8 protein-coding genes and 1 pseudogene are annotated in these 12447 nt (G+C 46.2%); all 9 read left to right on the top strand.

Going from position 1 to position 12447, the window contains the following annotated elements; all coding sequences use genetic code 11:
- Window positions 1-132, top strand: a pseudogene (tuf, locus tag R8N28_RS22260) (elongation factor Tu); the annotation flags it as partial.
- Between the two features lie 266 nt (window positions 133-398).
- On the top strand, window positions 399-779 hold the full coding sequence (gene secE / locus R8N28_RS22255) for a preprotein translocase subunit SecE (RefSeq protein WP_005384680.1): 381 nt from the start codon (window positions 399-401) through the stop codon (window positions 777-779).
- Between the two features lie 13 nt (window positions 780-792).
- Window positions 793-1341 (top strand): transcription termination/antitermination protein NusG, encoded by a 549-nt coding sequence (gene nusG / locus R8N28_RS22250; RefSeq protein WP_005384681.1) that lies wholly within the window; start codon window positions 793-795, stop codon window positions 1339-1341.
- Between the two features lie 164 nt (window positions 1342-1505).
- A complete protein-coding gene (rplK, locus tag R8N28_RS22245) occupies window positions 1506-1934 on the top strand; it encodes a 50S ribosomal protein L11 (protein WP_005384682.1) in 429 nt (142 codons plus the stop codon).
- A gap of 4 nt (window positions 1935-1938) precedes the next feature.
- Entirely contained in the window at window positions 1939-2640 is a 702-nt protein-coding gene (gene rplA / locus R8N28_RS22240; protein ID WP_005384683.1) for a 50S ribosomal protein L1, read from the top strand.
- A gap of 293 nt (window positions 2641-2933) precedes the next feature.
- On the top strand, window positions 2934-3428 hold the full coding sequence (gene rplJ / locus R8N28_RS22235; RefSeq protein ID WP_005382538.1) for a 50S ribosomal protein L10: 495 nt from the start codon (window positions 2934-2936) through the stop codon (window positions 3426-3428).
- A 57-nt stretch (window positions 3429-3485) separates the two neighbouring features.
- Entirely contained in the window at window positions 3486-3854 is a 369-nt protein-coding gene (gene rplL, locus R8N28_RS22230; protein WP_005382540.1) for a 50S ribosomal protein L7/L12, read from the top strand.
- A 252-nt stretch (window positions 3855-4106) separates the two neighbouring features.
- Window positions 4107-8135: a DNA-directed RNA polymerase subunit beta gene (rpoB, locus tag R8N28_RS22225; RefSeq protein WP_005384685.1), complete on the top strand. Its 4029-nt coding sequence runs from the start codon at window positions 4107-4109 to the stop codon at window positions 8133-8135.
- A gap of 104 nt (window positions 8136-8239) precedes the next feature.
- Window positions 8240-12442 carry a DNA-directed RNA polymerase subunit beta' gene (gene rpoC / locus R8N28_RS22220; RefSeq protein ID WP_005382514.1) on the top strand — a complete coding sequence of 1401 codons (4203 nt, stop codon included), beginning with the start codon at window positions 8240-8242 and terminating at the stop codon, window positions 12440-12442.
- The last annotated feature ends 5 nt before the right edge of the window (window positions 12443-12447 follow it).

Genomic DNA, 12447 nt, shown 5'->3' with positions numbered 1-12447 from the left:
ATGCCAGGCGACAACGTACAGATGACTGTAGAGCTAATCGCACCAATCGCAATGGACGAAGGTCTACGTTTCGCGATTCGTGAAGGTGGCCGTACAGTAGGTGCTGGTGTTGTTGCTAAGATCTTCGACTAATTCATAGCGAATTAGCGATGCTTTCGGAAAATCTTGAATTAGATTTGACGAACCAGTAGCAAAAAGGGCATCATTTGATGCCCTTTTTCTGCACTCAACATTATTTTTGCTGTTTTCTTGTTCAGAAGTGGGTTGGGCGCAGAGCAAGATTAAGCAAAGAGGCTTAATCTTAAGAAGAGTACGCTGATTTTTTCAGCGATATGGAGTTTGCCCTGCAACAGCGGGGTTGTTGTCGTCTATATTAAGACTTGTAACAGGTTGGTTTTATGAAAGCAAATAATGCTGAAACTCCTGATAGCTCAAACGCAGCAGATACGTTTAAGTGGGTAGCCGCTTTCGTATTGGCAGCTGCCGCTGTTGTGGGTAATTACCTGTATGGTGAAATGTCTGTAGTGGTTCGTGCTGCAGGCGTTGTTGTTCTTATTGCAGCTGCCTTAGGCGTTGCAGCAACAACGACTAAAGGTAAAGCAGCGATCAGTTTTGCAAAAGAATCTCGTATGGAAGTACGTAAAGTTGTTTGGCCTACTCGCCAAGAAACCATGCAAACAACACTGATCGTTTTAGCTGTAAGTATTGTAATGGCTCTAGTGCTATGGGGTATTGACGGAATTATGGTTCGTCTAGTAGCTCTAGCAACTGGGGTATAGAGGGTTTTTATTCATGAGTGAAGCTCCAAAAAAACGCTGGTATGTGGTTCAAGCCTTCTCTGGATTTGAAGGTCGTGTAGCTCAATCTCTGCGCGAGCATATCAAAATGCACGGCATGGAAGAGCTATTCGGTGAAGTACTGGTTCCTACTGAAGAAGTAGTGGAAATGCGCGCGGGTCAGCGTCGCAAATCTGAGCGTAAGTTCTTCCCAGGTTACGTCCTTGTTCAGATGATTATGAACGATGAATCATGGCACCTAGTACGCAGTGTGCCGCGTGTCATGGGCTTCATTGGTGGTACCTCAGACCGTCCGGCACCTATCACGGATAAAGAGGCTGACGCGATTCTTAATCGTCTTGAGAAAGCGAGTGAAGCGCCTCGTCCGCGTACAATGTACGAAGCGGGTGAAGTGGTACGTGTTAACGAAGGTCCATTTGCTGACTTCAACGGTACGGTTGAAGAAGTGGATTACGAGAAGAGCCGCCTGAAAGTGTCTGTATCGATCTTTGGTCGTGCGACACCAGTTGAGCTTGAATTTGGTCAGGTTGAAAAGCTGGACTAAGACTCTTCGTTAAAGAGTATAAAAAATCACCTTTTTAGGGTTGTATAAGGCGCGGATTATGACTATAATTTCGCGCCTTTTTACTTCAAGTGAAGTAAAAAGTTTCTTACACAAACGGGGAGCTGATCCGCGATTAGCGTTTGTACCCAAACTTAGGAATTATCATGGCTAAGAAAGTTGAAGCTTACATCAAGCTACAAGTTGCTGCTGGTATGGCTAACCCTAGTCCACCAGTAGGTCCTGCACTAGGTCAACACGGTGTGAACATCATGGAATTCTGTAAAGCGTTCAACGCAAAAACAGAATCTATTGAGAAAGGTCTACCAACTCCAGTAGTTATCACAGTATACAGCGACCGTTCTTTCACGTTCGTAACTAAGACTCCACCTGCTGCTGTTCTTCTTAAGAAAGCTGCTGGCGTTAAGTCTGGTTCAGGTCGTCCAAACACTGAAAAAGTTGGTACTGTAACTGACGCTCAAATCCAAGAAATCGCAGAAACTAAAGCTGCTGATATGACTGGTGCTGACATCGAAGCGATGAAGCGTTCTATCGCTGGTACTGCTCGTTCAATGGGCCTAGTGGTAGAGGGTTAATAAGATGGCAAAACTAACTAAGCGCATGCGCGTAATCCGCGAAAAAGTTGACGTAACTAAAGAATACGAAATCAACGAAGCTGTTGCTCTTCTTCAAGAACTAGCGACTGCTAAATTCGTTGAGTCTGTAGACGTTGCTGTTAACCTAGGCATTGATGCTCGTAAATCTGACCAGAACGTACGTGGTGCAACTGTACTACCTCACGGTACTGGCCGCGAAATCCGCGTTGCAGTGTTCACTCAAGGTGCTAACGCTGAAGCAGCTAAAGAAGCTGGCGCAGACATCGTAGGTATGGAAGATCTTGCTGAGCAAGTTAAGAAAGGCGAAATGAACTTTGACGTAGTTGTTGCTTCTCCAGATGCAATGCGCGTTGTAGGTCAACTAGGTACTATCCTAGGTCCTCGCGGTCTTATGCCAAACCCTAAAGTTGGTACTGTAACTCCTAACGTTGCTGAAGCAGTTAAAAACGCTAAAGCTGGTCAGGTTCGTTACCGTAACGACAAAAACGGCATCATCCACACTACTATCGGTAAAGCAAACTTCTCTGCTGAGCAGATCAAAGAGAACCTAGAAGCACTTCTAGTTGCTCTGAAGAAAGCTAAGCCATCTTCAGCGAAAGGTACTTTCCTGAAGAAAGTAAGCATCTCTACTACTATGGGTGCTGGTGTTGCTGTTGATCAGGCTAGCCTGAACACTCAAGCATAATTTATTTGCTTAGGCGCAAAATTAGTGTATAATTTTGCGCCTAATATTTGTGGTTGGGGCTGAACTTTGGTTCTTTGAACTGTCTCCTAGTTCGAAATGAATTAAGACCCAGTCTCCGTCCAAGACCGTAGGTGTTTGTGTAAAAGCAAACTTAATTATCCTACGTAGATGGTGCCCGAACTGACAGAAAGCTCTATGTAATATAGTTAACTTTCTTCTGGGGAAGCACCTCAATAGCTCTCACTGTCGTGATGATAGTGAGTGGTGTAACGACAACCAGGAGTAAATCCAAGATGGCTTTAAACCTTCAAGACAAAAAAGCAATTGTTGCTGAAGTCAACGAAGCTGCCAGTGGTGCACTTTCTGCAGTTGTAGCTGATTCTCGTGGCGTTCAAGTTGGCGCGATGACTTCTCTACGTAAACAAGCTCGTGAAGCTGGCGTTTACATGAGAGTTGTTCGTAACACTCTTGCTCGTCGTGCGGTTGAAGGTACTGAGTACGAGTGTCTAACTGATACTTTCACTGGTCCTACTCTAATCGCATTCTCTAATGAGCACCCAGGTGCTGCAGCGCGTCTTTTCAAAGACTTCGCTAAAGAGAACAAAGATTTCGAGATCAAAGCTGCTGCATTTGAAGGCGCTTTAACTGACGCTGAAGTACTAGCAACACTACCAACTTACGACGAAGCAATTGCACGCCTAATGATGTGCATGAAAGAAGCTTCGGCTGGCAAGCTGGCGCGTACTATCGCAGCTATCCGCGATCAAAAACAAGAAGCAGCGGCATAAGCCTTGCTTTTTACTGGTTGCTTAATAAACTTATTGTTGACTTAAAAGAGAATTGTTATGTCTATTACTAACGAGCAAATCCTAGACGCAGTTGCAGAAATGTCTGTAATGCAAGTTGTTGAACTAATCGAAGCAATGGAAGAGAAATTCGGTGTTTCTGCTGCTGCTGCTGTTGTAGCTGGCGGCGCTGCTGCAGGCGAAGCTGCTGCTGAGCAAACTGAATTCGACGTAATCCTAGAAGCTGCTGGCGGTAACAAAGTTGCTGTAATCAAAGCAGTACGTGGCGCAACTGGCCTAGGTCTTAAAGAAGCTAAAGCTCTAGTAGACGGCGCTCCAGCACCTCTTAAAGAAGGTGTTGAGAAAGCAGAAGCTGAAGCTCTTAAAGCTCAGCTAGAAGAAGCTGGTGCAACTGTTGCTGTTAAGTAATTATTGCATAGTTTCTTAGCCTAACGGCTAATTGGCTGGTGGTTTTTTAACCACCGGCCTTTTTGCGCTGTAGGGTATAGGCGAATTTTCCCGCTGTTTAAGCGCCTGATATCCATGCAAAAAACATTTCATTCTTACGAAATGAAATGTCACTACAGTAAACAGCTATATTAGTCACTGTCCCTTACCCCCCTTAAGTAACTAGGAGCGGGCGGACAGTTTGGGTCACTTATCAGCGAGCTGAGGAACCCCATGGTTTACTCTTATACCGAGAAAAAGCGCATCCGTAAGGACTTTGGTACTCGTCCACAAGTTTTGGACATTCCATACCTGCTATCGATCCAGCTCGATTCGTTCGACAAATTTATCGAACAGGATCCTGAAGGTCAATACGGTCTTGAAGCCGCTTTCCGTTCTGTATTCCCGATTCAGAGCTACAACGGCAATTCTGAGCTGCAATACGTTAGCTACCGTCTTGGTGAGCCAGTTTTTGACGTTAAAGAATGTCAAATCCGCGGTGTAACTTACTCAAAGCCACTACGTGTAAAACTACGCCTAGTTATCTTTGATAAAGACGCGCCAGCAGGTACTGTAAAAGACATTAAAGAACAAGAAGTCTACATGGGTGAAATTCCACTCATGACAGACAATGGTACCTTCGTAATCAACGGTACCGAGAGGGTTATCGTATCCCAGCTGCACCGAAGCCCAGGCGTGTTCTTCGACAGCGATAAGGGTAAGACCCACTCTTCAGGTAAAGTTTTATACAACGCACGTGTTATTCCTTACCGTGGTTCATGGCTTGATTTCGAGTTTGATCCTAAGGATAACTTGTACGTTCGTATCGACCGCCGTCGTAAGCTACCAGCATCGATCATCCTTCGTGCACTAGGTAAGTCGACAGAAGAAATCCTAGATATCTTCTTCGAGAAAGTGAACTTCGAAGTGAAAGACCAAACTCTATTGATGGAGTTGGTTCCTGATCGTCTACGTGGTGAAACTGCGTCATTCGACATCGAAGCAAATGGTAAAGTTTACGTTGAGCAGGGTCGTCGCGTAACAGCTCGTCATATCCGCCAACTAGAAAAAGATGGCGTTGATCACATCGAAGTACCAGTTGAGTACATCGTTGGTAAAGTTGCATCTAAAGATTACATCAATGAAGCAACTGGCGAGATCATTGTTAACGCTAACCAGGAAATCAGCCTGGAAGCATTAGCGAACCTATCTCAGGCAGGCCACAAAGCGCTAGAAGTTCTATTTACGAACGATCTAGACCACGGTCCATTCATGTCAGAAACATTACGTATCGACAGCACGGTTGATCGTATTTCTGCATTGGTAGAAATCTACCGCATGATGCGTCCTGGTGAGCCGCCAACAAAAGAAGCTGCAGAAGCTCTATTCGAAAGCCTATTCTTCTCTGAAGAGCGTTACGATCTATCGACTGTTGGTCGTATGAAGTTCAACAGCTCTATCGGCCGTGAAGATGCTCAAGAGCAAGGCACACTTGATGAAACTGATATCATCGAAGTGATGAAGAAGCTGATCGCGATCCGTAACGGTAAGGGCGAAGTGGACGATATCGACCACCTAGGCAACCGTCGTATCCGTTCTGTAGGCGAAATGGCTGAGAACCAGTTCCGTGTAGGTCTAGTACGTGTTGAGCGTGCAGTTAAAGAGCGTCTAAGCCTAGGCGATCTTGACGCAATCATGCCTCAAGACTTGATCAACGCGAAGCCAATTTCTGCGGCAGTTAAAGAATTCTTTGGCTCTTCACAGCTTTCGCAGTTCATGGACCAAAACAACCCGCTATCAGAAGTAACGCACAAGCGTCGTATTTCTGCATTGGGTCCTGGCGGTCTAACTCGTGAACGTGCTGGCTTCGAAGTACGTGACGTACACGTAACTCACTACGGTCGTCTATGTCCTATCGAAACGCCTGAAGGTCCAAACATCGGTCTGATCAACTCTCTATCTGCGTTTGCGCGTTGTAACGAGTACGGTTTCCTAGAGACACCATACCGTCGCGTTGTAGATGGCGTAGTAACAGACGAAGTAGATTACCTATCTGCAATCGAAGAAGGCCAATTCGTTATCGCACAGGCGAACGCTAAGCTAAACGAAGATGGTACTTTTGCAGATGAGCTGATCACAGCTCGTCAGAAAGGTGAATCTGGTCTACACCCTCGTGAGCATGCTCAGTACATGGACGTTGCGACAAACCAGGTTGTATCTATCGCTGCATCGCTTATCCCGTTCCTAGAACACGATGATGCGAACCGTGCATTGATGGGTGCGAACATGCAACGTCAGGCAGTTCCAACACTGAAAGCTGACAAACCGCTTGTTGGTACTGGTATTGAACGTAACGTAGCCGTTGACTCAGGTGTAACTGCAGTTGCTAAACGTGGTGGTGTAATCCAGTCAGTAGATGCTTCTCGTATCGTTGTTAAAGTTAACGAAGAAGAGCTAGTACCAGGTGAAGCTGGTATCGACATCTACAACCTGACTAAATACACACGTTCTAACCAGAACACATGTATTAACCAGCGCCCATGTGTGATGCCAGGTGAGCCTGTATCACGCGGTGACGTTCTTGCTGATGGTCCTTCAACAGACCTTGGTGAACTAGCGCTTGGTCAAAACATGCGTATCGCGTTCATGCCTTGGAACGGTTACAACTTCGAAGACTCGATCTTAGTATCTGAGCGCGTAGTTCAAGAAGACCGTTTCACGACTATCCACATCCAAGAACTGACTTGTGTGGCGCGTGATACTAAGCTTGGTTCTGAAGAGATCACAGCGGATATTCCAAACGTAGGTGAGTCTGCTCTGTCTAAACTAGACGAGTCAGGTATCGTTTACATCGGTGCTGAAGTTAAGGGTGGCGACATCCTAGTTGGTAAAGTTACACCTAAAGGTGAAACTCAGCTAACGCCTGAAGAGAAGCTACTACGTGCAATCTTCGGTGAAAAAGCATCTGACGTTAAAGATACTTCACTACGTGTACCTAACTCTGTATCAGGTACGATCATCGACGTTCAAGTCTTTACTCGCGATGGCGTAGAGAAAGACAAGCGTGCGCTTGAAATCGAACAGATGCAGCTTAAAGAAGCGAAGAAAGACCTAACTGAAGAATTCCAGATTCTTGAGGGCGGCCTTCTAAACCGTGTTAAAGCTGTATTGATTGAAGGCGGTTACTCTGAAGCGAAACTAGACACAACTGATCGTAAGAAGTGGCTAGAACTAACGCTAGAAGATGACGCACTACAAACTCAGCTTGAGCAACTTGCTGAGCAGTGGGATGAGCTAAAAGCTGACTTCGATAAGAAGTTCGAAACTAAGCGTCGTAAGATCACTCAAGGTGATGATTTAGCACCTGGCGTCCTGAAGATCGTTAAGGTTTACCTAGCGGTTAAACGTCGCATTCAGCCTGGTGATAAGATGGCGGGTCGTCACGGTAACAAGGGTGTAATCTCTAAGATCAACCCTGTTGAAGACATGCCATACGATGAGAAAGGTCAGCCTGTAGACATCGTACTTAACCCACTGGGTGTACCTTCGCGTATGAACATCGGTCAGATCCTAGAAGTACACTTAGGTCTGGCAGCGAAAGGTATCGGTGACAAGATCAACCAGATGGTTAAAGAGCAGCAAGAACTAGCGAAATTCCGCGAGTTCCTACAAAAAGTTTACGATCTAGGCGACACTCGCCAGAAAGTAGACATTGCTTCTCTATCTGATGATGAAGTACGTACTCTGATCAAGAACTTGCGTGGCGGTCTACCAATCGCGACTCCTGTATTTGATGGCGCTCCAGAAGAGTCAATCAAAGCACTTCTTGAGCTAGCAGATCTACCAACATCAGGTCAGTTAACACTGTTTGATGGTCGCACAGGTGATGCGTTTGAGCGTCCTGTAACTGTTGGTTACATGTACATGCTGAAACTGAACCACCTTGTTGATGACAAGATGCACGCTCGTTCAACTGGTTCGTACAGCCTAGTAACTCAGCAGCCACTAGGTGGTAAAGCTCAGTTCGGTGGTCAGCGTTTCGGTGAGATGGAAGTATGGGCACTAGAAGCATACGGTGCTGCTTACACGCTACAAGAAATGCTAACGGTTAAGTCGGATGACGTTAACGGCCGTACTAAGATGTACAAGAACATCGTAGACGGTAACCACAGCATGGAACCTGGCATGCCAGAATCGTTCAACGTACTGTTGAAAGAGATCCGCTCGCTAGGTATCAACATCGAGCTAGAAGACGAAGAGTAATCCTTTTCTCTCTTGATGAAAGTCGAGAGAATCAAAGCGATTATTTGGAAGAAGGTGCTCACTTTAGCGAGTGAGCTCCTTTTAACTCCTTACAGGAGCTGATTGTGAAAGACTTATTAAACTTTCTAAAAGCACAGCATAAGACCGAAGAATTTGATGCAATCAAAATCGGTCTATCTTCACCAGACATGATCCGTTCATGGTCTTTCGGTGAAGTTAAAAAACCTGAAACGATCAACTATCGTACGTTCAAACCTGAACGCGATGGTCTGTTCTGTGCGCGTATCTTTGGTCCAGTTAAAGACTACGAATGTCTTTGTGGTAAGTACAAGCGCCTGAAGCACCGTGGTGTTATCTGTGAGAAGTGTGGTGTAGAAGTTACACAAACTAAAGTTCGTCGTGACCGTATGGGCCACATTGAACTGGCTTCACCAGTAGCTCACATCTGGTTCCTAAAATCGCTACCGTCTCGTATCGGTCTACTAATGGATATCCCTCTACGTGATATCGAACGCGTTCTGTACTTCGAAATGTACGTAGTAACAGAGCCTGGTATGACTGATCTAGAAAAAGGTCAGATGCTTACTGAAGAAGAGTATCTAGATCGTCTAGAAGAGTGGGGCGACGAGTTCACTGCTAAGATGGGTGCGGAAGCTATCAAGGACCTACTAGGTTCTATGGATATGCACGCTGAAGCAGAACAAATGCGTGAAGAGTTAGAGACAACAAACTCTGAAACTAAGCGTAAGAAAGTAACTAAGCGTCTTAAGCTGGTAGAAGCGTTCATCGCATCGGGTAACAACCCTGAGTGGATGATCCTAACTGTACTTCCAGTACTTCCGCCAGATCTACGTCCTCTAGTACCTCTAGATGGCGGTCGCTTTGCGACTTCTGATCTTAACGATCTATACCGTCGTGTGATCAACCGTAACAACCGTTTGAAGCGTCTTCTAGAGCTAGCTGCTCCGGACATCATCGTACGTAACGAAAAACGTATGCTGCAAGAGTCTGTTGATGCGCTACTAGATAACGGTCGTCGTGGTCGTGCGATCACAGGTTCTAACAAGCGTCCTCTGAAATCTCTTGCTGATATGATCAAGGGTAAACAAGGTCGTTTCCGTCAGAACCTTCTAGGTAAACGTGTAGACTACTCTGGCCGTTCTGTAATCACAGTAGGTCCATACCTTCGTCTACACCAGTGTGGTCTTCCTAAGAAGATGGCACTTGAGCTATTCAAACCATTCATCTACAGCAAGCTAGAGACTCGTGGTCTTGCGACTACAATCAAAGCTGCTAAGAAAATGGTAGAGCGTGAAGAAGCGGTCGTTTGGGATATCCTAGACGAAGTAATCCGTGAACACCCAGTACTATTGAACCGTGCACCGACACTTCACCGTCTAGGTATTCAGGCGTTCGAACCAGTACTGATCGAAGGTAAAGCGATTCAGCTACACCCACTTGTTTGTGCGGCGTACAACGCGGACTTCGATGGTGACCAAATGGCGGTTCACGTACCTCTAACTCTAGAGGCACAACTTGAAGCTCGTACTCTGATGATGTCGACAAACAACATTCTGTCGCCAGCGTCAGGTGATCCGATCATCGTACCTTCTCAGGACGTTGTATTGGGTCTGTACTACATGACTCGTGAAAAGATCAACGTGAAAGGTGAAGGCATGTACCTTTCTGGCCCAGAAGAGGCTGAGAAAGCATACCGCACTAAACAAGCTGAGCTTCACGCACGCGTTAAAGTACGTATTACAGAAACTGTTGTAGACGAAGACGGCAACAGCACTACAGAAACCAAGATGGTAGACACCACTGTTGGTCGTGCAATGCTATGGCAAATCGTGCCAGCTGGTCTACCGTACAGCATCGTTAACCAAAAGCTAGGTAAGAAGCAAATCTCTAACCTACTTAACGAGGCGTACCGTAAACTAGGTCTGAAAGACACAGTAATCTTCGCTGACCAAATCATGTACACAGGTTTCGCATACGCGGCACTTTCTGGTGTATCTGTTGGTATCGACGATATGGTTGTACCAGCAGCTAAGTACACTGAAATCGCAGAAGCGGAAGAAGAAGTACGTGAAATCCAGGAACAGTACCAATCAGGTCTTGTTACTGCGGGCGAACGCTACAACAAAGTTATCGATATCTGGGCATCGACCAACGACCGTGTTGCGAAAGCAATGATGGAAAACCTTTCATCTGAAACGGTAGTTAACCGTGACGGTGAAGAGGAACAGCAAGAGTCATTCAACAGCATCTATATGATGGCGGACTCGGGCGCTCGTGGTTCTGCAGCACAGATTCGTCAGCTTGCGGGTATGCGTGGTCTGATGGCGCGTCCAGATGGTTCAATCATCGAAACGCCGATCACAGCGAACTTTAAAGAAGGTCTAAACGTACTTCAGTACTTTATCTCAACGCACGGTGCTCGTAAGGGTCTTGCGGATACGGCACTGAAAACAGCGAACTCGGGTTACCTAACTCGTCGTCTAGTAGACGTTGCTCAAGACGTTGTTGTAACTGAACATGACTGTGGCACTCACGAAGGTGTCGACATGATGCCTCACATCGAGGGTGGTGATGTTAAAGTTGCACTTTCTGAGCTTGCTCTTGGTCGTGTTGTTGCTGAAGACGTACTAAAACCTGGCACTGAAGACGTTCTTATTCCACGTAACACCCTGATCGATGAGAAGTGGTGTCAAATCATGGAAGAGAACTCAGTAGACAGCATGAAAGTGCGCTCTGTAGTAACGTGTGATTCTGACTTCGGTTGTTGTGCACAATGTTACGGTCGTGACCTAGCACGTGGTCACCTAGTGAACCAAGGTGAAGCAGTGGGTGTTATTGCTGCTCAGTCTATCGGTGAGCCAGGTACACAGCTAACGATGCGTACGTTCCACATCGGTGGTGCGGCATCGACAGCAGCGGCAGAGAACAGTGTTCAAGTTAAGAACAACGGTTCTATCAAGCTACACAACGCTAAATCTGTATTGGCTGATGACGGTAAGATCGTTATCACTTCTCGTGCGACAGAGTTAACTATCGTTGATGAGTTTGGTCGTACTAAAGAGAAGCACAAACTGCCTTACGGTACGCTACTAAGCAAAGGCGATGGTGATACAGTTCAAGCTGGCGAAACAGTTGCAAACTGGGAAGCGCACACACTACCTATCATTACTGAGGTAGCAGGTCGCATCCAGTTCGTAGATATGATCGACGGCGTAACAGTATCTCGTCAAACTGATGACCTAACTGGTCTATCTTCAAGCGAAGTAACTGACCCAGCAGCTCGCCCTTCAGCAGGTAAAGATATGCGTCCAGCTATCAAACTTGTTGACGAGCAAGGTAACGATGTAATGATCCCTGGTACTGATATGCCAGCTCACTACTTCCTACCTGGTAAAGCGATTGTGAACATCGAAGATGGCGCAGCAGTAGGTGTTGGTGCAACACTAGCTCGTATTCCTCAGAAGTCTGGCGGTAACAAAGATATCACCGGTGGTCTTCCACGAGTTGCTGACCTATTTGAAGCACGTAAGCCGAAAGAGCCTGCAATCCTTGCTGAGCACACAGGTACTGTGAGCTTTGGTAAAGAGACGAAAGGTAAACGTCGCCTAGTGATCACACGTGAAAGCGGTGAAGCTTACGAAGAGATGATTCCTAAGCATCGTCAGTTGAACGTATTCGAAGGTGAAAAAGTTGAACGTGGTGATGTGATCGCAGATGGTCCAGAGTCTCCACATGACATCCTACGTCTACGTGGCGTACACGCGGTAACGCAGTACATTGCTAACGAAGTACAGGAAGTTTACCGTCTACAAGGCGTTAAGATTAACGATAAGCACATTGAAACTATCGTTCGTCAGATGCTACGTAAGTGTACTATTACTCACTCTGGTGACTCTGAGTTCCTACCTGGTGAACAGATTGAGTACTCACAAGTTAAGATCGCTAACCGTAACCTAGAAGCTGAAGGCAAAGAGCCTGCACGTTTCGAACGTGAACTACTAGGTATTACTAAAGCATCTCTAGCGACTGAGTCGTTCATCTCTGCGGCATCGTTCCAGGAGACAACTCGCGTACTAACAGAAGCTGCGGTTTCTGGTAAGCGTGATGACCTACGTGGTCTGAAAGAGAACGTAATTGTTGGTCGTCTGATCCCAGCTGGTACTGGTTTCGCATACCACCAAGAGCGTCAAGCTAAACGTTCTGAAGCGCAAGATGGTCCTTCTGCTGAGCAAGCAACGGATAACCTAGCGGCACTTCTAAACGCTGGTTTCTCTTCTGAAGAGTAAGTCAT

It is taken from the genome of Vibrio sp. Vb1554 (assembly GCF_033344235.1).
The sequence above is the reverse complement of the archived record's forward strand: the minus strand, read 5'-3'. Positions and strand labels throughout refer to the sequence as shown.

Bases quoted from the DNA above. Each gene is read 5' to 3' on its own strand.
- nusG (WP_005384681.1), top strand. From the start codon at position 793: ATGAGTGAAGCTCCAAAAAAACGCTGGTATGTGGTTCAAGCCTTCTCT.
- secE (WP_005384680.1), top strand. From the start codon at position 399: ATGAAAGCAAATAATGCTGAAACTCCTGATAGCTCAAACGCAGCAGAT.
- rplJ (WP_005382538.1), top strand. From the start codon at position 2,934: ATGGCTTTAAACCTTCAAGACAAAAAAGCAATTGTTGCTGAAGTCAAC.
- rplK (WP_005384682.1), top strand. From the start codon at position 1,506: ATGGCTAAGAAAGTTGAAGCTTACATCAAGCTACAAGTTGCTGCTGGT.
- rplA (WP_005384683.1), top strand. From the start codon at position 1,939: ATGGCAAAACTAACTAAGCGCATGCGCGTAATCCGCGAAAAAGTTGAC.
- rpoB (WP_005384685.1), top strand. From the start codon at position 4,107: ATGGTTTACTCTTATACCGAGAAAAAGCGCATCCGTAAGGACTTTGGT.
- rplL (WP_005382540.1), top strand. From the start codon at position 3,486: ATGTCTATTACTAACGAGCAAATCCTAGACGCAGTTGCAGAAATGTCT.